At 70.8% G+C, this 24,863-nt stretch carries 22 protein-coding genes; 4 read left to right on the top strand and 18 right to left on the bottom strand.

All coding sequences use genetic code 11. The features are described 5' to 3' along the window. Window positions 1-867 precede the first annotated feature (867 nt). The 4 genes from ACGFR7_RS36995 to ACGFR7_RS36980 form a co-directional block, all read right to left on the bottom strand. Window positions 868-1,011, bottom strand: coding sequence for a hypothetical protein (locus tag ACGFR7_RS36995; RefSeq protein WP_393328331.1), 144 nt, complete (start codon window positions 1,009-1,011; stop codon window positions 868-870). A gap of 932 nt (window positions 1,012-1,943) precedes the next feature. After that, window positions 1,944-3,272: a class I SAM-dependent RNA methyltransferase gene (locus ACGFR7_RS36990; protein ID WP_393328328.1), complete on the bottom strand. Its 1,329-nt coding sequence runs from the start codon at window positions 3,270-3,272 to the stop codon at window positions 1,944-1,946. Window positions 3,273-3,653: 381 nt separating this feature from the next. Beyond that, a complete protein-coding gene (locus tag ACGFR7_RS36985) occupies window positions 3,654-5,705 on the bottom strand; it encodes an APC family permease (protein ID WP_393328326.1) in 2,052 nt (683 codons plus the stop codon). 316 nt (window positions 5,706-6,021) lie between these two features. After that, entirely contained in the window at window positions 6,022-8,019 is a 1,998-nt protein-coding gene (locus ACGFR7_RS36980; protein WP_393328344.1) for a potassium channel family protein, read from the bottom strand. Between the two features lie 326 nt (window positions 8,020-8,345). On the opposite strand from ACGFR7_RS36980, the gene ACGFR7_RS36975 reads away from it, so the two are divergent. Continuing rightward, the gene (locus tag ACGFR7_RS36975) at window positions 8,346-9,014 is read left to right on the top strand and encodes a potassium channel family protein (protein ID WP_393328325.1); all 669 of its coding nucleotides are present in this window, start codon (window positions 8,346-8,348) and stop codon (window positions 9,012-9,014) included. After that, window positions 9,011-9,682, top strand: coding sequence for a TrkA family potassium uptake protein (locus ACGFR7_RS36970; protein ID WP_030088864.1), 672 nt, complete (start codon window positions 9,011-9,013; stop codon window positions 9,680-9,682). Before ACGFR7_RS36975 ends, ACGFR7_RS36970 begins: the two co-directional genes overlap by 4 nt. A 145-nt stretch (window positions 9,683-9,827) precedes the next feature. Here ACGFR7_RS36970 and ACGFR7_RS36965 read toward each other — a convergent pair whose 3' ends face one another. The 4 genes from ACGFR7_RS36965 to ACGFR7_RS36950 all read right to left on the bottom strand — a co-directional run bounded on the left by ACGFR7_RS36965 (window position 9,828) and on the right by ACGFR7_RS36950 (window position 14,548). Next, window positions 9,828-10,715, bottom strand: a complete 888-nt coding sequence (locus ACGFR7_RS36965; protein WP_393328321.1) for a DUF3159 domain-containing protein — start codon at window positions 10,713-10,715, stop codon at window positions 9,828-9,830. Window positions 10,716-10,718: 3 nt separating this feature from the next. Beyond that, entirely contained in the window at window positions 10,719-11,117 is a 399-nt protein-coding gene (locus tag ACGFR7_RS36960; RefSeq protein WP_030088861.1) for an OB-fold nucleic acid binding domain-containing protein, read from the bottom strand. A gap of 115 nt (window positions 11,118-11,232) precedes the next feature. Then, the gene (locus ACGFR7_RS36955) at window positions 11,233-11,916 is read right to left on the bottom strand and encodes a response regulator (protein WP_393328317.1); all 684 of its coding nucleotides are present in this window, start codon (window positions 11,914-11,916) and stop codon (window positions 11,233-11,235) included. A 79-nt stretch (window positions 11,917-11,995) separates the two neighbouring features. Continuing rightward, on the bottom strand, window positions 11,996-14,548 hold the full coding sequence (locus ACGFR7_RS36950) for an ATP-binding protein (RefSeq protein WP_393328314.1): 2,553 nt from the start codon (window positions 14,546-14,548) through the stop codon (window positions 11,996-11,998). Between the two features lie 500 nt (window positions 14,549-15,048). Between ACGFR7_RS36950 and ACGFR7_RS36945 the strand changes: the two genes are divergently transcribed. Continuing rightward, window positions 15,049-15,621: a GNAT family N-acetyltransferase gene (locus tag ACGFR7_RS36945; protein WP_393328341.1), complete on the top strand. Its 573-nt coding sequence runs from the start codon at window positions 15,049-15,051 to the stop codon at window positions 15,619-15,621. 24 nt (window positions 15,622-15,645) lie between these two features. Here the strand turns inward: ACGFR7_RS36945 and kdpC are convergent, their stop codons facing one another. The 7 genes from kdpC to ACGFR7_RS36910 form a co-directional block, all read right to left on the bottom strand. Continuing rightward, window positions 15,646-16,323, bottom strand: a complete 678-nt coding sequence (gene kdpC / locus ACGFR7_RS36940; protein WP_393328312.1) for a potassium-transporting ATPase subunit KdpC — start codon at window positions 16,321-16,323, stop codon at window positions 15,646-15,648. Continuing rightward, entirely contained in the window at window positions 16,320-18,455 is a 2,136-nt protein-coding gene (gene kdpB / locus ACGFR7_RS36935) for a potassium-transporting ATPase subunit KdpB (protein WP_393328309.1), read from the bottom strand. Before kdpB ends, kdpC begins: the two co-directional genes overlap by 4 nt. Continuing rightward, complete coding sequence (gene kdpA, locus ACGFR7_RS36930; RefSeq protein WP_393328339.1) at window positions 18,452-20,128, bottom strand: potassium-transporting ATPase subunit KdpA; 1,677 nt, start codon at window positions 20,126-20,128, stop codon at window positions 18,452-18,454. Before kdpA ends, kdpB begins: the two co-directional genes overlap by 4 nt. Before the next feature lie 31 nt (window positions 20,129-20,159). Continuing rightward, window positions 20,160-20,249: a K(+)-transporting ATPase subunit F gene (kdpF, locus tag ACGFR7_RS36925; protein WP_033264828.1), complete on the bottom strand. Its 90-nt coding sequence runs from the start codon at window positions 20,247-20,249 to the stop codon at window positions 20,160-20,162. 325 nt (window positions 20,250-20,574) lie between these two features. Then, entirely contained in the window at window positions 20,575-21,339 is a 765-nt protein-coding gene (locus tag ACGFR7_RS36920; protein ID WP_393328305.1) for a DUF3710 domain-containing protein, read from the bottom strand. 1 nt (window position 21,340) lies between these two features. After that, window positions 21,341-21,862, bottom strand: a complete 522-nt coding sequence (gene dut / locus ACGFR7_RS36915) for a dUTP diphosphatase (protein WP_393328303.1) — start codon at window positions 21,860-21,862, stop codon at window positions 21,341-21,343. Further along, on the bottom strand, window positions 21,859-22,452 hold the full coding sequence (locus ACGFR7_RS36910; RefSeq protein WP_393328300.1) for a PaaI family thioesterase: 594 nt from the start codon (window positions 22,450-22,452) through the stop codon (window positions 21,859-21,861). The genes dut and ACGFR7_RS36910 overlap by 4 nt, the downstream gene beginning before the upstream one ends. Before the next feature lie 58 nt (window positions 22,453-22,510). Here ACGFR7_RS36910 and ACGFR7_RS36905 point away from each other — a divergent pair, with 58 nt between their 5' ends. After that, window positions 22,511-22,954, top strand: a complete 444-nt coding sequence (locus ACGFR7_RS36905; RefSeq protein ID WP_393328297.1) for a DUF3093 domain-containing protein — start codon at window positions 22,511-22,513, stop codon at window positions 22,952-22,954. Window positions 22,955-22,991: 37 nt separating this feature from the next. Here ACGFR7_RS36905 and ACGFR7_RS36900 read toward each other — a convergent pair whose 3' ends face one another. From ACGFR7_RS36900 to ACGFR7_RS36890, 3 genes are all read right to left on the bottom strand, one after another. Further along, a complete protein-coding gene (locus ACGFR7_RS36900) occupies window positions 22,992-23,810 on the bottom strand; it encodes a hypothetical protein (protein WP_393328336.1) in 819 nt (272 codons plus the stop codon). 101 nt (window positions 23,811-23,911) lie between these two features. After that, window positions 23,912-24,214 carry a DUF4193 domain-containing protein gene (locus ACGFR7_RS36895; RefSeq protein ID WP_003982531.1) on the bottom strand — a complete coding sequence of 101 codons (303 nt, stop codon included), beginning with the start codon at window positions 24,212-24,214 and terminating at the stop codon, window positions 23,912-23,914. Window positions 24,215-24,740: 526 nt separating this feature from the next. Next, window positions 24,741-24,863 (bottom strand): ATP-binding protein (locus tag ACGFR7_RS36890; protein WP_393328333.1); only part of this gene is annotated, 123 nt, incomplete at its 5' end.

Here is a 24,863-nt window from a genome sequence, read left to right as displayed (position 1 = left end):
ATCACGTCACGGTCGAATTTCGGCATGCCGAAATTGGTCCCGGTGAGGGGCCGTGCAGTAGTGGTGTGCCGCTGCTGCGGCGGGATGGCTGCCTGGCGCCTGTCGGCTCCGTGGCAACTCGAAGAACCTACACGATCCTATGGGTGCGGCACGACTCGGGGGGATGCCCGCGGTGGGACGAGCTATCCCGGGCCGCTAGGTCACCGGACCAACTGGCCACCGGGGCACCCACGAGGCAGGCGTATCCCTATGGTCTGTCCCTGGTCAGCACACTCGCAGCGGTAGGCCGCCTGCGAGGAGGGGCTGTGATGGACGCATTGAGCGTTGGTGCTGTCCTCCCATTCCGCTGCAGGCTTCGCCGCCCTGCGGGTGGTGGTCCGTTGGTCGCCGCGCCTGCGGCGGCGCCAAGGGTTGCTCTGAACCGCCAACCGACCGCGGAGCTACGCCGAACCACGGCTTGCGGCGCGCCCGCCACGGGACGGCTGCTGAGCGGTGTGGCCGTACGGCGGACTGCTGGGAGACAGCACACCATCTGCTGTGCTCGGCGGCGCCCAAGTCCCGATCTGCGGCTCCCGAACATGGGGCCAGCACAGGCCGAACGCAGCATGCCCGCCTTGTCTGGCCGTCCCCGCCCGTCACGTCCACTGGACCAGGGTCGTGAAGAATCCGTTGACCGAGCCACCCGCCGCCCTGCCCCGTAGTGCGCCTCCCGCAGCCCGAAGTCAGGGCGGTCACCGCGCATGTCATCGCCGAGGACCTGGACCCGGGCCGACTTGCCCTGCGCGATCGCGGCCGGTGCGTCGTTGGATCTTTGCGGGACGTGCAAGAACTCCTCGGTTGCCGTGCGCTCCTCGACCGCGGCGATCCTCATGGCCGCCGGCCGCCGTGGACCGACAGCTCGATCCCGGTGACGCACGAGGCGGCGCCCGAAGAGAGCCAGAGGGCGGCCGCTGCCTCCTTTGGTGCGGCCATCCGGCCGAGCGGGGTGATCGCCTCCTGCATCGCGATCATGTCGGTGGCGGCCCTACCCACTCGAACCCGGGCGTGCGGGTAGGGCCGGGCCGGCGCTCTCTGATTTGCGGCGTGCGGTCTTGTAGGTGTCGCGACCGCCGGTGACCACCTCGTGCACGTCCGACGCGGCGGACGGCCTCCTGACCCAGGGCAAGGGGTAAGTCAGGCCTGCCCGGCTCCGAACGACAGCTCCTTCAGCCGAACCGCAAGCCCATCCACGGCTTCGGACTCCCCACGCAACCAGCCGTACGGGACCGGTCAGGCGACGGAACACGAGGGTGCAGTGCGCTGACGGATTGTGGCGGCGGGTCAGGCGGCCGAGGTGACCGCTCGGGCGAGGCGGAGATTCCCGGCTTCCCGATCAGCCGGCCGGAAGCCGGGAAGACACGCGACGAGAATCGGCGGACATCGGGGGCGCACCGTCCACTCGCAGCAGACTCACACCGCGCGGGCAGCGACCATGTCGCCCGTCGGCGGCCGCGTCGTGCAGTGGCACCCACTGGCGGCAGCACGTGCCGCCCCCGCCGGCCCGGCAGACCTGGTGGCTCGCGCACGAGCGCCGGGGCTGAGCCGGGCGCGGGCGGAGGCCGAGGGTCCGGACCATTCGCGGACCAACACTCCGCCAGTCAGCCGTCCCAGCGCCGTTTCAGCGGGTCAGCCCACTATGCGCGCTGCACCGCCAAGAGACGAAGAACCTGCTGGGCGCTCCGCGCAGGTTGCTGAGCATGACCGCTTGGCATCACGTTGGCATCACGTAATTTTGCGGCACCCCTGCCTCACCGAGTGAGCTGTCGGACCGCCTGACCCGCGAGGCAAGACGGCTGACGCGATGGCGCACCATCAGAACGAGCGTCGGATGAGCGTCATTTCCGCGTCGAGATATCGCCCGTAACGCCCACACCGCACATCCTGCGCACGGGAAAAACCGCAGGTCAGGCGCCCCTTCCTGCCTTCTCCAGCACCACAACGCACTCCACGTGATGCGTCATCGGAAACAGATCAAACGCCCGCATCCGCCGCGGCGCATAGCCCGCCTCCGCGAAGTACTTGAGGTCGCGGGCGAGGGCTGCCGGGTCGCAGGCTACGTAGGCGATGCGGCGGGGGGTGAGGGAGGCGAGGTGGGTGACGGTCTTTTTGCCGGCGCCGGCGCGGGGCGGGTCAAGGACGATGAGGTCGACGTCGGTGATGCCGGTGCGGGGGAGGATCGCCTCGACCTTGCCGTGTTCGATCCGTACGCGGTCGAGGTCCTGGAGGTTGTGGCGTGCGTCGTCGACGGCGCGCTTGCCGGATTCGATGCCGAGGACCGCGCCCTTGTCGCCGACGCGTTCGGCGAGGGCGCCCGCGAAGAGGCCCACGCCGCAGTAGAGGTCGAGGGCCATATCGCCCTTCTTGGGCATCAGGCCCTGCATGACGGCCTCGACGAGGAGGTCGGCGGCCTTCGGATGGACCTGCCAGAAGCCGCCGTTGCCGACCCGCCAGGTGCGGTCGGCGGCGCGCTCGCGGACGAAGGGGCGGCCGTGTACGCGGTGGACCCCGCCGTCCTTCTCGCCGATCCGCAGGACGGAGACCGGCTTGTCGAGTTCGACGATGGGGAGGCGGCCGCCGGGGCGGGGGGTGAGGATCACCTGGCGGTCGTTCGAGCCGGTGGCGGCGATCGCCTCGACGGTGGCCATCTGGGGCCACTCGCGCTTCTCGATGCCGAGTTCGGAGACACCCGGGGCAGCGATCATGCAGTGGGTGACCGGCTCGACGTCGTGCGAGCGGTGCTTGCGCAGGCCCGCGTGGCCTTCGGCGTCGACGGCGTACTGGACGCGGGTGCGCCAGGCGGGGACCTCGCCCTTGGCGACCTTGTCGCCCGGGGCGGGCTCGACCGTGCCGTCCCAGTGGGCGTCGTCCGGCGACAGCCCGGCCAGTCGTTCCAGCTGTTCGGCGATGACCGAAGCCTTGAGGCGGCGCTGGGCGCCGGGGGCGGCGTGCTGCCAGTCGCAGCCGCCGCACTTGCCGGGGCCGGAGAAGGGGCAGGGGGCCTCGACCCGGTCCTTGGAGGGGGTGAGGATCTCCACCGCGTCGGTGCGCAGGAAGCGCGCGCCTTCCTCGCCGTCGGTGACGCGGGCGATCACCCGCTCTCCGGGCAGGGCGTGCCGTACGAAGAGGACCTGGCCCTCGTCGGTGCGGGCGATGCAGTGGCCGCCGTGTGCGACCGGGCCGACCTCGACCTCGTACTCCTCGCCGACCAGCGAATTCTTCGGTTCTGCCTGCATGGCGGGAGGGCTCCTGTGGTGGGTGGTGCGGGGCGAGACGGGGACGGTACGGGGCGCGCGGTACGGCCGTTACGGCCGGAGGTACGGCGGGATGCCGACCGTCAAGTCTACGTCCCACCGTGTCATGCCCCGGCCCCGTGCTGCGCCGGGGTCGGGCCGTCCTGCGGATCGCATCCTCGTCGGGGAATGCGGCCCGGCCCGCCGCTGCATCGCGCACCTCGTCGGGACATGCGGCCCGCCGGCCCACTACTGGATCTGGATCCCGCGCCTCGTCCGGGCTGCGGGCCACCGCTCCCCGTCGTGGCGGGCCGCTGTCGTAGCGCTCCCTGGTGCCGCTGCCGTAGCGCGCCGCCCCGGTGTCCTGTCGGGGCGGCGGCGCTTCTACTTCTTGGTGGGCGTCTTTTCCTTCTTCGGCTGGGCGACCGGGCCGCGGCGAACCGCACCCGGGGCGTTCCACTCCGCGCGCTTGCGGGCGCGCAGCTTGGCGGCCTCGGAGGAGTCCAGTTGCCAGGGCACGGAGGTGACCATGACGCCGGGGGTGAAGAGGAGGCGGCCCTTGAGGCGGAGTGCGGACTGGTTGTGGAGGAGGTGCTCGTACCAGTGGCCGACGACGTATTCGGGGATGTAGACGGAGACGGCGTCGCGCGGGCTCTCCCGGCGCAGCGACTTGACGTAGTCGATGATCGGCCGGGTGATCTCGCGGTACGGGGAGGCCAGGACCTTCAGGGGCACCTCGATGCCGCGGCGCTCCCACTCCTCCCGCAGGGCCTTGGTGTCGGCCTGGTCGACGTCCACGCTGACCGCTTCGAGGCTGTCGGAGCGCATCAGCTTGGCGTAGTTCAGGGCGCGCAGGGTGGGCTTGTGCACCTTGGAGACCAGGACGAGGGAGTGCACCCGGGAGGGGCGGACCACGTCGTCGTCGGGGGCGTCCTCGGCGGCGATCTCGTCGGCGACCCGGTCGTAGTGGCGGCGGATCGCGGACATCGTCACAAAGAAGATGACCATGCCGAGCAGCGCCACCCACGCGCCGTGGGTGAACTTCGTCAGGAGGACGACGACCAGGACCAGGCCCGTGAAGAAGGCACCGAAGGCGTTGATGGCGCGGGAGCGGTGCATCCGGCGGCGCTTGGCCGGGTCGGTCTCGCCGCGCAGATGGCGGTTCCAGTGACGGACCATGCCGGTCTGGCTGAGCGTGAAGGAGACGAAGACGCCGACGATGTAGAGCTGGATGAGGCGGGTGGAGTCCGCGCCGTAGAGGTAGACGAGGATCGCGGCGGCGCCGGCCAGCAGGACGATGCCGTTGGAGAACGCCAGGCGGTCGCCGCGGGTGTGCAGCTGGCGCGGCAGATAGCGGTCCTGGGCGAGGATCGAGCCGAGCAGCGGGAAGCCGTTGTAGGCCGTGTTGGCCGCGAGGAAGAGGACCAGTGCGGTGGCGGCGGCCAGGATGATGAAGAGGAAGGAGCCGTTGCCGAAGACGGCGGAGGCGACCTGGGAGATGACCGGGTCCTGGGTGTAGCCGGCGCCGATCGGCTTGCCGTTCTGGAACAGGTCCTTGGCGGGGGTCTCGGCCATCCGGACGTGGGTGGCCATGGCCAGGCCGATGATGCCGCAGAACATGGTGACGGCCAGGCCGCCCATGAGGGCCAGGGTGGTCGCGGCGTTCTTGGACTTCGGCTTGCGGAAGGCCGGGACGCCGTTGGAGATCGCCTCGACGCCGGTGAGCGCGGCGCAGCCGGAGGAGAAGGCCCGCAGCATGAGGAAGACCAGGGCGAAGCCGGCCAGGCCGCCCTGTTCCGCGTGGATGGTGAAGTCGGCGGTGGGGGCCTTCATGGTGTCGCCCAGGACGACGCCGCGGATCACACCCCAGATGATCATGATGAAGACGCCGGCCACGAAGACATACGTCGGGATCGCGAAGAGCTTGCCCGATTCCTTGACGCCGCGCAGGTTCATCAGCGTGAGCAGCACGATGATGGCGACCGCGCACAGGGTCTTGTGCTGGACGACGAACGGGATCGCGGAGCCCAGGTTCTCCACTCCGGAGGAGATGGAGACCGCGACGGTCAGCACATAGTCGACGAGCAGTGCGCTGGCGACGGTGAGACCGGCCTTGGGGCCGAGGTTGGTGTTGGCGACCTCGTAGTCACCGCCGCCGCTCGGGTAGGCGTGCACGTTCTGCCGGTACGACGCGACGACGGTGAACATCAGCACCACGACCGCGACCGCGATCCAGGGACTGAAGTTGTACGCCGACACACCCGCGATGGACAGGACGAGCAGCACCTCGCCCGGCGCATAGGCCACGGAGGAGAGCGGGTCGGAGGCGAAGACGGGGAGTGCGATGCGCTTGGGAAGCAGGGTCTCCCCGAGCTTGTCGCTGCGCAGTGCGCGCCCGATCAAGATCCGTTTGGGCACGTCGGTCAGTTTGGACACGCAGAGGATGCTAAGCCTTCGTCAAGGTCTGCGCCCACCCGCTACCGGATCGGGTGGCATCGGCGGAGCCCGCGCCGCGGCGAGTGGGGCGCGTCCGCCCTGCTGAGGGGCGCATCGCAGCCGTTCACCTCCACAGAATTCGCACGTCACGCGCACGGGGCGGCCCGGGTAGGCCGCATCCGTGGCGTTCATCACGGGGTGGGGCGATCCGTCATGGAGTTGACGCCGTCCGTCACGGGAATGACGCGGTCTGTCACGAGGAGGGGCGGGGGCTGTCATGAACTGACGCCATCCGTCACGGAGTGTGACAGATAAGTCACCCCTGGCGGGCAGCCCCGGCCCCCGTGGCCCCGGTCTCCGCGGCCACCGCCCCCGTGCCCGCCACCCGGTGGCGCCGGACGTGCAGATCGCCCAGCCCCTGCCGGGTGGCGACCAGCAGCACCCGGTCCTGTGGCCGCAGGACATAGCTGTCACCGAGCTCGTGCACCAGATGTGCCGGCTCGCGCTCCGCGTCGGGCGGTGGCGTGGCGGCAGCGTCGTCCGTCTCCGGGTCGTCGGGAGCGGAGGTGTCGACCGCAAGCACCCGCAGCCGCCCCGGCCGCAGCACCTCGGCGACGGTACGGCCCTCCAGCGCCTCATGGCCGCGTACCTCGACCCGGGCGACCAGCAGTACCCGGCGCTCGACGGGGATGGCGCCGAGGATCTGGCGGCCCATCATCGCGCCGGCGAAGGCGGGCGCGGCCAGGTAGGTGACGCTCCGGCTGCGGGTCAGCGCCCTCGGATGCGCGGCGCGCAGGGTGCGGTAGACGGCGGTGGCGAACCGGTCGTCGAACAGCCGCAGGGTCACCCGCAGCCGCGGCTTGACCGAGCGGGCGTAGAGGGCGGCCTCCAGGTTGGTGGTGTCCTCGCTGGTCAGGGCGAGCAGAGTGGCCGCACGCTCGATCATCGCGGCTTCCAGGACGCCTTCTTGTGTGACATCACCCAGCACGGTCGGCACCCGCAGCCGGCGGGCCAGCGCGATGCCCCGCGCCTCCGGGTCCCCTTCGATGCACACCACGGGGATGCCCATCTCGTGCAGCCGTGCCAGCACCCGGGTGCCGACCTTGCCGAGGCCGAGCAACACCACATGCCCCGACAGGCCCCGTGGCGGGCGGCGCAGTGCCGAGGCGCTGCGGAAGGTGCCGAGCCCCTCCAACGCCGCCGCGACCAGCACCGGCAGCAGCAACAGTCCGGTCAGCCCGGACAGCAGCTGCAGCACCTTGCGGGGCGTCGGATCGTGAGTCGCCGGGTCGTTGATCGCGAAGAGGTCCAGCAGCGAGAGATAGGCGGCGTGCACCGGGTCCTCACCGGTGGTCAGCCAGCCGGCGACGGCCAGCGCCAGCACCGCCCCGACGACCGCGGCCAGCGACCAGCGCAGCCGCCGGGAGAAGAGCGAGGCGAGCGGCGCACCCCGGCCGCGCAGTCCGCGGGGCCGCACCGGCCGCCCCGTATAGGAGACGGTCTCCAGGACGACGGTTCCGCAGCCGACGGCGGCCGAGGCCGCGGCGTCGTCCGGCAGAAGTACGGGGCCCTCGTGTCCTGCCGCCGAACTCGGTGCCTCCTCGGGGTCGTTGGCGGAGGCGGAGAGCAGTGCCAGGGTGCACAGCCCCGGATTGCCGGGCCGGCCCGGCGGCACCGGCGTACGCTCCACGGCGCGCAGCAGCAGCCCGTCCGCCTCGATGACCTTGCTGGTACCGGCGACCGCGGCGGCCGCGAGCGCGGGGGCCACGGTGTCGGCGTCGGACAGCACGGTCGTGGAGGCATCGACGGCCTCCGCTTCCCCGGCCTCGTCGGAGCCCAGGGCGGCGACCGCCGCCGCCTGGTCCAGCAACTCCTCCAGATGCTGGCCGAGTTTGCGGTTGTAGAGCCGGATGACCAGCCGCAGCCGCGGGTTGAGCCGGCGGGCCCGCAGCGCGGCGTGGATGTTGAGCTCATCATCGTCGTAGACCAGCGCCAGGGCGTCCGCCTCGGCGACACCGGCCGCGGCCAGCGCCGCATCGTCCGGCTGGGCCGCCTCCAGGAGCCGTACGGCCTCCTCCTGCGCCTCCGCGCCGTCGTCAAGGCCCTCGGGCGGCAGCGGTGTCGTACGCGTCATCGCCGCCGACATCCGGCCCAGCAGCGCGGTCGCGCGGTCCAGGGCACGGGCCGGCGGCGGGATGCGGGGCCGGTGCGACTCCCGGGCGGTGGGCACGACGAGCGTCACCCGTTCGCCGTAGACGTCCCGGAGTTCGGCGGCGAGCCGATGCGCCAGCGCATCGTCGCCGCAGACCACCATGTGCGGGGTGCAGTGGCCCTGTTGGGGCTGGAGAGGCAGGTTGGGCACACCTCGTAGCGTGCCTTACGCGCGCCACGCGGCGCAGCCCGGCGCGAGCGGCGTCGCGCGGACGGCGCGGATCCGCATCCGACCACGGCCCACCGCGCCCCCTACCAGGAGCGCCATTACGGCTACGGTTGTACCGGACCACGGTGCGCCCAGCGCCCCCGCTGCCGCACCAGTCCTTCGCGAGCCGTGGCTCCGTGTCGCCGGTACTGGGAGAAGAAAGTAGTGAGCAGGGTGTTTGTGCAGGTCAGCGCGCTAGTACAGGGCACGGGGTAATCAGCATGCACATCGTCATCATGGGGTGCGGGCGCGTGGGCTCCGCGCTTGCGCAGACCCTGGAGAGCCAGGGTCACACCATCGCCGTGGTGGACCAGGACCCGACGGCGTTCCGTCGCCTGGGGTCGTCCTTCGGCGGCCGCCGGGTGACCGGCGTCGGCTTCGACCAGGACACCCTGCGCGAGGCCGGCATCGAGGAGGCAGGCGCGTTCGCGGCCGTCTCCAGCGGTGACAACTCCAACATCATCGCCGCCCGGGTGGCCCGTGAGATGTTCGGCGTCGAGAATGTCGCGGCCCGTATCTACGACCCGCGCCGCGCCGAGGTCTACCAGCGCCTGGGCATCCCGACCGTCGCCACCGTCCGCTGGACGGCCGACCAGATGCTGCGGAGGCTGCTGCCCTCGGGCGCCGAACCGCTGTGGCGGGACCCGAGCGGCGGTGTCCAGCTCGCGGAGGTGCACACCTCCCCCTCCTGGGTCGGCCACAAGATCAGCACCCTCCAGGAGGAGACCGGCGTCCGCGTCGCCTTCCTCACCCGGCTGGGCGAGGCGATTCTGCCGACCTCGCAGACCGTGCTGCAGGAAGGCGATCTGGTGCACGTCATGATGCGCACCGACGAGGTCGAGAAGGTGGAGGCGGCATTCGCCACGGGTCCTGAGGAGGCGCACGCATGAGGGTCGCGATCGCAGGCGCGGGCGCGGTGGGCCGTTCCATCGCGGGCGAGCTCCTGGAGAACGGGCACGAGATCCTGCTCATCGACAAGGCACCGACCGCCATCTCGGTCGAGCGGGTGCCGCTGGCGGAGTGGCTGCTGGCCGACGCCTGCGAGATCACCTCGCTGGACGAGGCGGCGCTGCAGCGCTGCAACGTCGTCATCGCGGCGACCGGCGACGACAAGGTGAACCTCGTCGTGTCGCTGCTCGCCAAGACCGAGTACGGCGTGCCGCGGGTGGTCGCCCGGGTCAACAACCCGAAGAACGAGTGGCTGTTCAACGAGTCCTGGGGCGTCGACGTCGCGGTCTCCACGCCGCGTCTGATGTCGGCCCTGGTCGAGGAGGCGGTGAGCGTCGGCGATCTCGTCCGGCTGCTGCGCTTCAGCCACGGTGACGCCAACCTCGTCGAGCTGACGCTGCCCCCGGAGGCCGCGCTGGCGGGCACCCGGGTCGGCGATGTGGAGTGGCCCGAGGACACCTCCCTGGTGACGATCATCCGCGGGACGCGGGTGCTCACGCCCAACAAGGAGGACGCGCTGGAGGCCGGCGACGAGCTGCTGTTCGTCGCGGCCCAGTCGCGCGAGGAGCAGTTGGAGGATCTGCTGTCGGTGCGGCGCGAGGACGCGTAGCGCCGGCCGGTGGTGCACCCGGTGCGTGCCCCGGCGGCCGTCCCTCGGGGCACGCACCACCTGCTGGGGAGACGCCCGGGGCCCGGGAACCGAGCGGTTCCCGGGCCCCGGGCGCAGGCCTGTGCGGCGCCGGCCGCGCGTGCCGTCAGCGGCGGTGGCGGGCCCGCCGCGGCCGCTCGTCGGCGGCCTCCGTCGGCGCTTGGGCCGCGACCTCGGACGCCATCCCCTGGTAGAGGTCGTCGGCGACCCCGTCGAGCACCGCGCGCTCGCCGCGGCGCCGCTCCTCCGCCTCCTTCTCGGCCTGCTCCTTGGCCTCCATCTCCGCGAAGACGTCGATCGGCGGCGGCGCCTTCGCCAGGAAGACCCAGGTGAGGTAGACGGCGAGCAGGAAGGGCGGGATCTTCAGCGCGATCAGGATCCAGCCCAGCTGGGTGGTGTCGGCCCACCAGTACAGCGGGAAGAGGATCGCGCACTTGGCGAAGAGGATCAGCCCCCAGGCCCAGCTGGCCTTGGCGTACGCCTTCTTTCGTCCGGGATTGCGGGTGCGCCAGGAAAGGTTCTCCTTGAACACCGGCCCCAGGATCAGCCCGATGAGCGGGACGCCCGCGAGCGTGGTGATCATGTACGCGAGGGCCAGTCCGAGGGTGTAGAGCATCCCCGGCAGGTAGAAGTCCTTGGCGTTGCCCGTCATCATCGCGAAGACCACGCCGAAGGCCACCCCGAAGACGCCGCTGAAGGCGTGCTTGACGGTGTCCCTGCGGACCAGGCGCACCGCCGCCAGCACCAGCGAGACGGCCAGCGCGGCGATCGCCGAGACGTGCAGATCCTTGTTGATGGTGAAGATCGTGACGAACAGCAGGCCGGGGACCACGGTCTCCACCATGCCGCGTACGCCGCCGAACGCCTCGAACAGCGCCGCCTCGGTCACCTGCCTGTTGTCGGCGTCTGTTCGGTCGCCCGGATCGGGCGAGGGGCCTGCGGAGGCGTCGGGGCCGCCCTCCGCGTCAGTGGTCGGTCGGTCGTGAGACGTCACCGGCTACTCCTGTCCGAGCGGTCGGAGTTCGTACTTCGGATTGAAGAGCACCCGGCGTCCGTGGCTCAGGGAGACCCGGCCCGAGGCGATGAGCTTACGGCCCGGCTCGATCCCGACGATGGAGCGGCGTCCGAGCCACACCACATCGAGCGCCGCGGAGCCGTCGAAGAGCTCCGCCTCGAGCGCGGGCACACCGGCGCGCGGCCGCAGCGTCACATGCCGCAGGGTGCCGGTGACCTTCACTATCTGCCGGTCGTCACAGTCGCAGATACGGGTGCACCCCGCGTCCTGCGCATCCTGTTGCAGCTCGGCGGACTGCAGCTCCTCCTCGGAGGAGGACAGCCTGTCGAGCAGCCGGCGGAATCGACCGGCCGGCTTCTCGGAACGGGTCCCAGCACTCATAACCCCAGCGTACCGGTGGCCAGGTCCGCAGATCACGGTCCGCACACGGACTTCGTCCCCGCCTCACAAAGCCGGGCCCCGCCACGGGCCCGGAGCCCGGTCACGTCCCGCCGCCTCACTGCTCGAAGCGGTACCCCATCCCCGGCTCCGTGATGAAGTGCTTCGGGTGCGAGGGATCGCTCTCCAGCTTGCGGCGGAGCTGGGCCATGTACACCCGCAGGTAGTTGGTCTCGGTGCCGTACGAGGGCCCCCAGACCTCCTGGAGCAGCTGCTTCTGGCTGACCAGCCGGCCGGCGTTGCGGACCAGGACCTCCAGCAGATGCCACTCGGTGGGGGTCAGCCGGATGTCCCGGCCGCCGCGGTGGACCTTCTTCGCGGCGAGGTCCACGGAGAAACCTTCCGTCTCCACGATCACCTCGTCGTCGGCAGGCCCCGTCGGCTCGGCCCTGCGCACCGCCGCCCGCAGCCGGGCCAGCAGCTCGTCCATGCCGAACGGCTTGGTGACGTAGTCGTCCGCGCCGGCGTCCAGCGCCTCCACCTTCTCGTCGGAGGTCTGCCGCGCGGAGAGCACCAGGATCGGCACCCGCGTCCAGCCCCGCAGTCCCTTGATCACCTCGACGCCGTCCATATCGGGCAGACCGAGGTCGAGGACGATGACATCGGGGTGGCGGGCGGCCGCGAGTCGGAGCGCGGTGGCCCCGTCGGGGGCGGCGTCGACCTCGTATTTGCGCGCCTTCAGGTTGATCACGAGGGCGCGGACGATCTGCGGCTCGTCATCGACCACAAGCACCCGGTTCACTGGCGTTCTCCTCGTGGTGTCGTCGGCCGGCGGGGCGGGCCCGCCGGGTGTGTGGTGAGGGTGGTCCGTGCGGCCCGGCTCATGTCGTGGCCTGGGCCGGAAGATCGGGCCTGGCGGCCGGCCGGCCGGGCGCGGCCCGGAGCGTGAGGACCATCGTCATCCCGCCTCCGGGGGTGTCCTCGGCGGCGAGCGTGCCGCCCATCGCCTCCGCGAAACCGCGCGCCACGGCCAGTCCGAGGCCCACGCCGGCACCGCGCGGAGCGTCACCGTAGCGCTGGAAGGGCTCGAAGATGCGGTCCTTGGCGCTGTCCGGCACCCCGGGGCCGCGGTCGGCGATCCGCAGCTCCACCCGGTCGCCGAGCGCGCTGGCCGAGACCAGTACCTGCGTCCCGTCCGGGCTGTATTTCACGGCGTTCTCCACCAGGTTGGCGACCGAGCGCTCCAGCAGCCCCGGGTCGACGGCGACGATCGGCAGCTCCTCAGGGATGTCGAGGGTGACGCTGCCCTCCGGGACACCGCCGAGCGCCATCGGCACCACCTCGTCGAGGTCGATCTCGCGGATCAGCGGGGTGACCGTGCCGGTCTGCAGCCGGGACATGTCCAGGAGGTTGCCGACCAGGTGGTCCAGCCGGTCGGCGCCCGCTTCGATGCCCGCCAGCAGCTCCGCCTCGTCCTCCTGGGACCAGGCGACGTCGTCGGAGCGCAGGGAGGTGACCGAGGCCTTGATGCTCGCCAGCGGGGTCCGCAGGTCGTGGCTGACCGCGGCCAGCAGCGCCGTCCTGATGCGGTTGCCCTCGGCCAGCTCCCGGGCCCGCTCCGCCTCGCCCACCAGCCGCTGCCGGTCCAGTACGACGGCGGCCTGGGCGGCGAACGCGGCCAGCACCCGGCGGTCCTCGGCAGGCAGCACCCGGCCGGTCAGCGCCAGCGCCATGTGGTCGCCCACGGGCATGTCGACATCGGCGTCCTCGGGGCGCAGGAGCGGCTTGCCGTGGTCGCTTCCGGCCCGGCCCGCACAGGTCCACGGCTCGACGTCGCCCGCCCGCTCCAGCAGCGCCACGGTCTCCATGCCGAAGGTCTCCCGTACCCGCTCCAGCAGGGCGTCCAGGGTCGTCTCGCCCCGCAGCACACTGCCCGCGAGGAACGACAGGATCTCCGACTCGGCGCGCAGCCGGGCCGCCTGGTGGGTGCGGCGGGCGGCGAGGTCCACCACGGAGGCGACCGAGACGGCCACCGCGAAGAAGATCACGATGGCGACGAGGTTCTTGGGATCGCTGACCGTGAGGGTGTGGGTGGGCGGCGTGAAGTAGAAGTTCAGCAGCAGCGAGCCGACCGCGGCCGAGGCCAGGGCCGGCAGCTGCCCGCCGAGCAGCGCGGCGACGACCGTCAGGAAGAGGAAGAGCAGGACGTCGTTGGCCAGCCCGGGGCCGTTCGCCATGCCGGTCAGCAGCAGCGAGAGCAGGGCCGGGCCGACGACGCCGACGAGCCAGCCGGCGATGATCCGGGTGCGCCCCAGCCGCGCACCGCGCGCCACCGGCAGCCCCCGGCCCTTGGCGGCCTCCTCGTGGGTGACGATGTGCACATCGAGATCGGGCCCGGATTCGCGGGCGACGGTCGCCCCCACCCCCGGCCCGAAGATGTACTGCCAGGCCTTGCGGCGGCTGGAGCCCAGCACGATCTGGGTGGCGTTGACCCCGCGCGCGAACTCCAGCAGCGCGCTGGGTATGTCGTCCCCGATGACGTGATGAAACGTGCCGCCCAGGTCCTCCACCAGCGTTCGCTGGACGGCGAGTTCCTTGGGCGAGGCCGAGGTCAGCCCGTCGCTGCGGGCGATGTAGACGGCCAGCACCTCGCTGCCCGACCCCTTGGCCGCCATCCGCGCGGCGCGGCGGATCAGCGTACGTCCCTCCGGCCCGCCGGTCAGTCCGACGACGATGCGCTCACGCGCCTGCCAGGTGGAGCGGATCGAATGCTCCGCCCGGTACTCCTGCAGATACTCGTCCACCCGGTCGGCGACCCACAGCAGCGCCAGCTCGCGCAGCGCGGTGAGGTTGCCGGGGCGGAAGTAGTTGGACAGGGCGGCGTCCACCTTGTCGGGCTGGTAGATGTTGCCGTGCGCCATACGACGGCGGATCGCCTGGGGCGACATGTCGACAAGCTCGATCTGGTCGGCCCTGCGGACGATCTCGTCGGGCACGGTCTCGCGCTGCCGCACACCTGTTATCGACTCGACGACATCCCCGAGTGACTCCAGATGCTGGATGTTGACGGTCGAGATCACATCGATCCCGGCTTCCAGCAGCTCCTCGACGTCCTGCCAGCGCTTGCCGTGGCGCGAGCCGGGGACGTTGGTGTGGGCCAGTTCGTCGACCAGCGCCACGGCCGGACCGCGTTCCAGGACCGCGTCCACGTCCATTTCGGTGAAAACCGAGCCGCGGTACTCCAGCTCCCGGCGCTGCATCTGCTCCAGCCCGTGCAGCATGACCTCCGTGCGGGGCCTGCCGTGATGCTCCACGAACGCCACGACGACGTCCGTGCCCCGCTCCACGCGCCGGTGCGCCTCGGACAGCATCGCGTACGTCTTGCCGACGCCCGGTGCCGCGCCGAGATATATCCGTAGCTTGCCGCGTGCCATGGCTCCATTGTCTTACGTGAAAGCCGCCCCCACCGGGCTGAACCTGCCGCGACCCTACCGACCGGACAAGTGGACAAACGGTGCAGTCGGCGACTTGGCGGCCGGTCTTGACGCGACTCTGATACAGGCGGTGCAAGGAGCGGGCGGCCGGGGTTCATGGGGGTGGGCGGGCCTTCGTGTGGGTGGGCTCCGGGGGCCGGGCCTTCGGGACGGGCCGTCGGGACGGGCCGTCGGGTGGCTGGGCCTTCGGGTGGGGCGCCGGACCGTGCCGGAACGGCCGGCGCGGGCGGCGGAAACGGGGACGGGACGGCGGCCCGACGGCTCGGACGCCCCGACAGCCCCGACGGCTCCGACGGCTCGGCTGCTTCCATGACACCGGCCGGCCCCGCGGGGCACCAGCCCAACCGCCCATCCTTGACACCTCACTGACGGGCCGGACGGCGGGGAGGCGTCCCATGGCCGGAAAAATGCCCTCGCCGGGCCGCCGGCCGACTGCGACGATGACCCATATGACCGAGGCACAGCCGACGACGCCCCGCCGGACCGACGTCCGTATCGCCCACACCGCCGACCTGGCCCCCGCCACCCTGAAGGCGGCCCGCACCCTCCTCTACGACGTCTTCGACGACATGACCGCGGAGGACTGGGAGCACGCACTCGGCGGTCTGCACGCCCTGGTCCACGAAGACGGCGCGCTGATCGGGCACGCGTCCGTGGTCCAAAGGCGTCTGCTGCACGGCGGCCGGGCCCTGCGCTGCGGCTATGTGGAGGGTGTCGGCGTCCGCGCTGACCGGCGCGGACGCGGACACGGCGCGGCCATGATGGACGCCCTGGAACGGGTCATCCGCAGCGGCTACGACCTCGGCGCGCTCGGCGCCGCCGACGAGGCCGCGTCCTTCTACGCCGCCCGGGGCTGGCAGTTGTGGCGCGGCCGGTCCTGGACTCTCGCCCCGGACGGCATCCGGCGCACCGCCGACGAGGACGGCAGCATCTACGTACTCTCCACCCCGGCCACCCCCCTCAACCTCGACACCGACCTCGCCTGCGACTGGCGCGACGGCGACGTCTGGTGAGGCGCGACGCGCGCTCCCGTGTGCTCAGGCCCTGGCCCGACCCTCCACCAGGTCCTTGAGCGCGACGTTCAACTCCAGTACGTTCACCCGCGGTTCCCCCATGAAGCCGAGGATGCGGGTGTCGGTGTGGCGCGTGACCAGCTGCCGGACCGTGCCGCCGGGCAGATGGTTCTCCTTGGCGACCCGGTCGGCCTGCAGCTGGGCGTACGCGGGCGAGACGTCCGGGTCGAGTCCGGAGCCCGACGAGGTGACGGCGTCCGCCGGGACCTTCCACTCGGGGACCCCGTACGTCTCGGAGACCCACTGCTTGCGCTCCTTCACCGCCTTGATGAGGTCGGTGTTGGCGGCACCCAGGTTGGAGGCGCCGGAGACCTGGAGGTCGTACCGGCTGTTGATGCCGTTGGCCCGGTTGCTGCCCAGGCCCGCCGAGGGGCGCGGCTGGAAGAACTTCAGGTCCGGGACCGGATTGCCGTTCTTGTCCTTCCCCTTGTCGTAGCGCTGGCCGATCAGCGACGAGCCGACGACCTTGCCCTGGGAGCGCACCTCGGACCCGTTCGCCTGGTGGGGGAACGCCGCCTGCGCGACCGCGGTGACCACCAGCGGGTAGAGGACCCCGCAGACCACGGTCAGGACGAGCAGGGCCCGCAGGCCCGCCCCGATCAACCGGGCGGTGTTGCGTACGGAGTTGTTCACGGTGGTCACCCGATTCCGGGGAGGAGAGTGAGGAGCAGGTCGATGAGCTTGATGCCGATGAACGGTGCGATCAGACCGCCCAGTCCGTAGACGGCAAGATTGCGGCGCAGCATCCGGTCGGCGCTGACCGGCCGGTACCGCACGCCCTTGAGGGCGAGGGGCACCAGCGCGACGATGACCAGCGCATTGAAGATGATCGCCGAGAGGATCGCGGACTGGGGGCTGGACAGCCGCATGATGTTGAGGGTGTCCAGGCCGGGGTAGGCCACCGCGAACATCGCCGGAATGATCGCGAAGTACTTCGCGACGTCGTTGGCGATCGAGAAGGTCGTCAGTGCACCCCGGGTGATCAGCAACTGCTTGCCGATCTCGACGATCTCGATGAGCTTGGTCGGGTTGGAGTCCAGGTCCACCATGTTCCCGGCCTCCTTGGCTGCCGAGGTACCGGTGTTCATGGCCACACCGACGTCCGCCTGGGCCAGCGCGGGTGCGTCGTTGGTGCCGTCACCGGTCATCGCGACGAGCTTGCCGCCGGCCTGCTCCCGCTTGATGAGGGCCATCTTGTCCTCGGGCGTGGCCTCCGCGAGGAAGTCGTCCACCCCGGCCTCATCGGCGATGGCCCTGGCCGTCAACGGGTTGTCACCCGTGATCATGACGGTCTTGATGCCCATCTTGCGCAGTTCCGTGAAGCGTTCGCGCATCCCCTCCTTGACCACGTCCTTGAGGTGGATCACTCCCAGGACGCGGGGGCTGCTCTCGTCCTCCAGGGCGACCAGCAGCGGGGTGCCGCCGGCCTGCGAGATGGCGTCGGTGAGCTGCTGCGCGTCCTCGGCGACACTGCCGCCCCGCTCCTTGACCCAGGCGATGACCGAAGCTGACGCGCCCTTACGGACCTTGCGTCCGCCGGTGTCCACACCCGACATCCGGGTCTGGGCGGTGAAGGGAACCCACGCGGCGTCGGTCAGCTCCCCCTGGTGCCGCTCACGCAGTCCGTACTTCTCCTTGGCGAGGACGACGATGGAACGGCCCTCGGGCGTCTCGTCGGCCAGCGAGGACAGCTGGGCGGCGTCCGCGACCTCGGCCTCGGTGGTGCCGCGTACGGGGACGAACTCGGCGGCCTGACGGTTGCCGAGGGTGATGGTGCCGGTCTTGTCGAGCAGCAATGTCGATACATCGCCCGCGGCTTCGACGGCGCGCCCCGACATGGCCAGGACGTTGCGCTGGACCAGCCGGTCCATGCCGGCGATGCCGATGGCCGAGAGCAGTGCGCCGATGGTCGTCGGGATGAGGCAGACGAGCAGTGCCAGCAGGACGATCATGGTCTGCTCGGCGCCCGCGTAGACCGCGAAGGGCTGGAGGGTGACGACCGCCAGCAGGAAGACGATGGTGAGCGAGGCGAGCAGGATGTTGAGCGCGATCTCATTGGGGGTCTTCTGCCGTGCGGCCCCCTCGACGAGGTTGATCATCCGGTCGATGAAGGTCTCGCCGGGCTTCGTCGTGATCTTGATGACGATGCGGTCGGAGAGCACCTTCGTGCCGCCCGTCACGGCGGAGCGGTCACCGCCCGACTCACGGATGACCGGAGCCGACTCGCCCGTGATGGCGGACTCGTCAACGGATGCCACACCTTCGACGACATCGCCGTCACCGGGAATGACGTCCCCCGACTCGCACACGACGAGGTCGCCGATGCGCAGCTCGGTGCCGGGCACCTGCTCCTCGTCGCTCCCGTTCAGCCGGCGTGCCACGGTGTCCGTCTTGGCCTTGCGCAGGGTGTCGGCCTGCGCCTTGCCACGGCCCTCGGCGACCGCCTCGGCCAGGTTGGCGAAGAGGACGGTCAGCCACAGCCAGAGGGCGATCGCCCAGCCGAACCAGTCGGAGGGAGCGGTGCAGGCGAAGATCGTGGTCAGCACGGAGCCGACCTCGACCACGAACATCACGGGGGACTTGACCATCACCCGTGGGTCGAGTTTGCGCAGCGCGTCCGGCAGGGACATGAGCAGCTGCCCGGGGTCGAAGAGACCGCCGCCCACACGGCGGTCGCCGGGCTGGTGCCCGCTGGGGACGTCCTGGTGCGGAGCACGGGTCACGGTGGCGGGGGACATGGAGCCGGGCTCCTCCGGTTTCACAGGGACGGTCATGACAGCCCCTCCGCCAGCGGCCCGAGGGCCAGCGCCGGAAAGTAGGTCAGACCGGTGATGATCAGGATCGTGCCGACGAGCAGCCCGGTGAACAGCGGCTTCTCGGTGCGGAGGGTGCCCGCGGTCTCCGGGACCGGCTTCTGCTCGGCGAGCGAGCCGGCCAGGGCGAGCACGAACACCATCGGCAGGAAGCGGCCGAGCAGCATCGCCAGGCCGATCGTGGTGTTGTACCAGGGGGTGTTGGCGTTCAGGCCGCCGAAGGCCGAACCGTTGTTGTTGGCACCGGAGGTGAAGGCGTACAACACCTCGGAGAAGCCGTGCGAACCGGCGCCCAGCGCCTTGGTGTTGAGCATCGAGTCCAGCGCGTCCGGCAGCACCATCGAGACCGCGGTGAAGCCGAGCACCAGCGTCGGCGTGATGAGGAGGTAGCAGGCGGCGAGCTTGATCTCGCGGGTGCCGATCTTCTTGCCGAGGTATTCGGGCGTACGGCCCACCATCAGCCCGGCGATGAACACCGCGATCATCGCCATGACCAGCATGCCGTAGAGCCCGGAGCCGACCCCGCCAGGGGCGATCTCGCCCAGCATCATGCCGAGCAGCTGGATGCCGCCGCCGAAGGCCGTGAAGGAGGAGTGGAAGGAGTCAACCGCGCCGGTGGAGGTGAGGGTGGTGGCCACCGAGAAGATCGAGGAGCCGCCGATGCCGAAGCGGGTCTCCTTGCCTTCCATGGCCGCGCCCGCGGCCTGCAGGGCCGGGCCGCCGTGGGCGAACTCGGTCCACATCATCAGGGCCGTGAAGCCCAGCCAGATGACGCCCGTCGCGGCGAGGATCGCGTAGCCCTGCCGCACGTTCCCGACCAGCTTGCCGAAGGTCCGGGTGAGCGCGAACGGGATGACGAGGATCAGGAAGACCTCGAAGAGGTTGGTGAAGGCGTCAGGGTTCTCGAAGGGGTGGGCGGAGTTGGCGTTGAAGTAGCCGCCCCCGTTGGTGCCCAGTTCCTTGATGACCTCCTGGGAGGCGACCGCGCCGCCGTTGGTCTGCTGGGAGCCGCCCACGAACTGGCCGACCTCATGGATGCCCGAGAAATTCTGGACGGCACCACAGGCGACCAGGACGAGGGCGCCGATGACCGCGATCGGCACGAGGACCCGTACGGTGCCGCGGACCAGGTCGGCCCAGAAGTTGCCGAGTTCGCCGGTGCGGGATGCGGCGAAGCCGCGGACGAGCGCGATGGCGACGGCCATGCCGGTGGCGGCGGAGACGAAGTTCTGCACCGCGAGACCGGCGGTCTGCACGACGTGGCCCATCGCCTGTTCGCCGCTGTAGGACTGCCAGTTGGTGTTGGCGACGAAGGACGCCGCGGTGTTGAACGCCTGGGCCGGACTGATCGACGCGAAGCCGAGGGACAGCGGCATACCGCCCTGGACCCGCTGCAGCAGGTAGAGAAAGAGCACCCCCGCCGCGGAGAACGCCAGGACGCCGCGCAGATAGGCCGGCCAGCGCATCCGGGTGTCCGCATCGGCGCCTATGCAGCGGTAGACGGCCTTCTCGATACTCAGGTGCTCGGGGGACGTGTAGACGGCGGCCATGTGGTCGCCGAGCGGGCGGTACGCCAGGGCCAGCGCCGCGATGAGCGCTGTCAGCTGAAGCACGCCCGCGAGAACGGGGCTCATGTGGCCCGCTGCGGCAGCAGCAGTCGACACCTCAGAACCTCTCCGGGAAGACGAGGGCGAGGACCAGGTAGCCGAGCAGGGCGACGGCCACGACCAGGCCGACGATGTTCTCCGCGGTCACAGCTTCGCCACCCCCTTGGCGACGAGAGCCACCAGCGCGAAGACCGCGATCGTGACGACGACGAAGGCCACGTCGGCCATCGTGTGCTCCTAGTGAACGGGGCGGACAGGACCCCTAGAGCAAAGCGCCGTTCCGGCCGCCTGTGACCGCCGTTGACGGCTCCCTTACGGCCATTGGCGCTCCCTTGACGACTTTCCTACGCATTGCGACCTGACCTGCACAAACAAAGAGGGCCCGCACCCCCCGAAGGGAAGTACGGGCCCTTGAGACCGTCACGATCCAGCCGTTACCCGGGCACCCTCACGCCGCCCGGCCGCCGGAGGTGTCAGCGGATCTCGGTGATCTCCGGTCCACGCTCCAGACGCTCCACACCACCGCCGAAGCGCGACTGCTCGACCTGGTCCTGCTGCACACCGTCCGGCACCATCTGTGCGTCGTCCGGCAGCTTCAGGACGATCGGGTCGCGGGGGGCCATCGGGCCCTCGCCGCGGATGATGACGGTGTCCCGGAAGATGTGTTCCAGCACGCCGGCGGCCTGCGGCTGCACCGCGCCCTGGCCGGAGATCACACCGCGCAGGAACCACCGGGGCCCGTCGACCCCGATGAAGCGCACGACCTGCACACCGTTCGTACCGTCCGGCAGCTGTACGGGTACCTGGGCACGCAGCTCCCAGCCCAGCGGGCCCTCGACCTCGTCGATGACGCCGCCCTGCTGGGTGATGCCGGCCGCGATCTCCTCGCGGACCTCGCCCCAGATGCCCTCGTTCTTGGGGGCGGCGAAGGCCTGCAGCTGTACGGCGCTGTCCTGCAGCACCACGGTCGCGGCGACGATGGCGTCACCGGCGACCTCCACCCGGAGCTCCATGCCCTCGACGCCCGGCACGAACAGCCCGCCGAGGTCCACCCGGCCCTCGCCGGGCTCGGAGACCTCCGACGCGTCCCAGGGACCGTCGGGGCGCGGCGCGGGCGGAAGATTGAGCCGCTGCTGCGGCGCCTCGTCCTCGTCGGCGTCGCTCACCGCGTGCTCGTCGAGCGTGGTGTCCTCGACCGACTCTTCAGGAGCCTCGTTCTTCTTGCGACGTCCGAACACGTCACTGTCCTTCCCGGTCGGCACCGACCGATGCGTATTCATTCCCGCCCGTGGAGCCGTCCACCGCCGCATGACCGCCGGTGGAACCGAATCCCCCCTCGGCCCGCGCCGAGCCGGGAAGTTCCGCCACCTCGTGGAAGCGCACCTTCTCGACCTGCTGGACGACCAGTTGGGCGATCCGGTCGAACCTCTCGAACCGCACGCTCTCGCGCGGGTCGAGATTGACCACGATCACCTTGATCTCTCCACGGTACCCGGCATCCACCGTCCCGGGGGCATTCACCAGCGCCAGGCCGCAGCGCGCGGCCAGTCCGGACCGCGGGTGCACAAAGGCCGCATACCCGTCGGGCAGCGCGATCGACACCCCCGTGGGCAGCACGGTGCGCTCCCCCGGCGCCAGCTCGGCGGCCTCGGTGGTCACCAGATCCACGCCCGCGTCGCCGGGGTGCCCGTACGCCGGAACGGGCACGTCCGGATCCAGCCGCCGCAGCAGTACATCCACCGGATTCCGTCCCTGACTCATGGGTTCACCTCGAAGGCACGCGCTCGCTTGACCTGGTCCGGGTCGGACATCGCCGCCTGGATCTCCTCGGTCCTGCCGTTGTCGATGAAGTGGTCGACCTTCACCTCGATGAAGACGGCCTCGGCGCGCACCGCGACGGGGCCGTCCGGACCGCCTATGCGTCCCACGGCGGTCGAGTAGATCTTGCGCCCGTGCACCGCGGTGACCCGCGCGTCCAGGTGCAGCACCGTGCCCAGCGGCACCGGCCGCAGGAAGTCCGTCTCCAGCCTGCCGGTCACCGCGATCACCCGCAGCAGCCAGTTCAGGGAGCCCAGGGTCTCGTCCAGCGCGGTGGCCAGCACCCCGCCGTGCGCCAGCCCCGGCGCACCCTGGTGGGCCTCCTTGACGGTGAACTCGGCGGACACACTCACGCCGTCGCCGGCCCGCGCCTCCAGATGCAGGCCGTGCGGCTGGCCCGTGCCGCAGCCGAAGCACCGGTCGTAGTGCGCGCCGAGGAGTTCTCCGGGTGGCGGCGCATCGGCATGCCGGACCGGAGCGACGGCGTCCGCCGGTGGCGTCAACCGCGCCCTGGGTTCGTCAGTTCCACTCACGAGGTCAGACCCTACCCGCGCGCGTAACGGGCCCGCGCCGCCGTGCCAAGCTGGAGCCATGCAGCCGTACGAAGAACGCCTCACCGCGCCCCGGTCCTGGTGGGTGATCGCCGCGCTGATCGGCGTCGCCTGCGCCCTGATGCTGCTCCCCCTGGGGACGCTGTGGATGCTCGGCGGACTGATCGGCGGAGCGGCACTGTCCGCGGTGGCGGTGAGCTCGTACGGCTCGGCACGGATCCGGGTGGTGGGCGGCGCCCTGATCGCCGGCGACGCGAAGATCCCGGTGACGGCGCTGGGCGAGGCGCGGGCGCTGGACGCGGACGAGGCGCTGGCGTGGCGTACGCACAAGGCCGACGCCCGCGCTTTCATGCTGCTGCGCGGCTACATCCGTACCGCGGTGCGGGTGGAGATCACCGATCCGCAGGACCCGACGCCGTACGCCTATCTCTCGACGCGGACACCGGAGCGCCTGGTGGCGGCGCTGGCGGCCGGACGGGTCTGACCGGCGCGCGGGGGTGACCGGCGCACGGGGGTGCGGGTCAGCCGCCCGGTGAGGGCGGCGGAGTGTCCCCGGCCGCCCGTTCGCCGCCCGCGGGGGCGTCCGGCGCGGAGGGGGGCAGGGCATCCCAGGGCACCTGCTTCGTGCGCAGGTCCTTACGGATTTTCTCCGCGAGCTTTCTGGTGTCCCTGCGGTTCATGAACGCGCCGACGGAGGCGCCGATCATGAACGGGGTGAGGTTGGGGAGATTGCGCAGCGTGCGCTTCATGATCTGCTGGCGCAGCTCACGCCTCATCTGCACACCGAGGGCGATGTTCAGCGAGGCCGGTTTGGTGAGGTCGACGCCCCGCTCCTCGGTCCAGGACGTCAGATAGGCCATACCGCGCTGCCGGAAATTCCCGGCGGGCCGCAGACCGTAGACCTCGTGCAGCTCGGCGATCAGTTTGATCTCGACCGAGGCGACGCCGGTGACCTCGGCGGCCAGCTCGGCCGGCATGGCGGGCGGTACGGGCAGCATCGCTGCCGCGCCGACGCCCGCGCCGACGGCTCCGGTGGCTGTGCAGGCGCCCGCGACCAGCTTGTCGGCCAGGTCCTCGGGGGTCATTCCGGGGAACTGGGCGCGCAGGGTGGCGAGGTCACGGACCGGGACCCGCGGAGCGGTCTCGATGATCCGGTCGGCGATCACGGCCAGCCCGGCCCGTACCCTGCCGCCGGTTCTTCCGGCGCCACGGCCGACCGTGGCTGCGAGCGAGGCCGCGCGGCCCCTCCCCCGCTCTCGGCCTTGCTCGAGCGGGAGGTGCCCCCACTGCAGTGCACCGGTCGTCCGCTCCGCGGGAAGGGCGCTCGGGTCGGCGGGCACGGGCGCGGTTTCCTCGCGTGATCGTGCGCCGGCCGCCGAGCCTTCGACGCCCTTGGAGCCCTTGCGGAACGGGTTCACGCCTGCCACGGCGTAGACCGGACTCAGGCCGCGCAGTCGCGGCAGATCGGCTGCCCGTTCTTGTCCTCCGCGGCGAGCTGGCTGCGGTGGTGGACCAGGAAGCAGCTCATGCACGTGAACTCGTCCTGCTGCTTGGGCAGCACGCGCACGGCCAGTTCTTCGTTGGACAGGTCCGCGCCGGGCAGCTCCAGGCCCTCGGCCTGCTCGAACTCGTCGACGTCGACGGCCGAGGCGGACTTGTCGTTCCGCCGCGACTTCAGCTCTTCAATGCTGTCCTCGTTGAGGTCGTCGTCGGTCTTGCGTGGGGTGTCGTAATCCGTAGCCATTTTCGCTCTCCCCCTCTGGGTGTCTGCGGTGTCTCAGCGCTCGTAACGCGTGAGAGGCCGGACTTGTGCCCGACCTGAGGCGGAGATTTTGCCTCACATCAAGGTCTGTTACTCAATCGACACCCAACCGCACCCCTGAAGAGGTGATCGGTTTGGATGGCGATCAGGACCGTACACGGTCCGAATGTCGCACCTCGCGCAGCCCATCACCTCTACTTCCCGTGATCTCACCCCCCGGAAACCCGGACTTCCCCGGCATTCCGACAGGCTTTTTGATCACAGAGCGTAGATGGCCGGAAAATCGCGTCTGTGAGGCATCACACACGCGCAGACCGGTGAGCGGACCGGTTCAATTCCGCGCAAAGCGAACTCGGCGAAGGATCCACGCCGACCCCCCTTGCCGTCAAACCGGCAGGCGAAGCGGTGTACGGCCGCGAGACGGGCGATCGTACGCACAGATGTCCGATGACTGCCCAGGGGGGTGCACAGCGGCTCCAGCGGGCGTACAACCCCCCTGTGGCCTGCATCAGAGCGGCAGCATGACCCTCATGACGAGGCCGCCGTTCTCGCGGGGCTGGGCCGTGATGGTGCCGTCGTGCGCGCGCACCACCGAGCGCACGATGGACAGCCCCAGCCCGACCCCCTTGTC

Origin of the sequence: Streptomyces sp. NPDC048516 (assembly GCF_043199875.1) — a bacterium.
In the GTDB taxonomy this organism is placed as follows: Bacteria; Actinomycetota; Actinomycetes; order Streptomycetales; family Streptomycetaceae; genus Streptomyces.
Note: the sequence above shows the minus strand (reverse complement) of the source record. Positions and strands in the feature narration are given on the sequence as shown.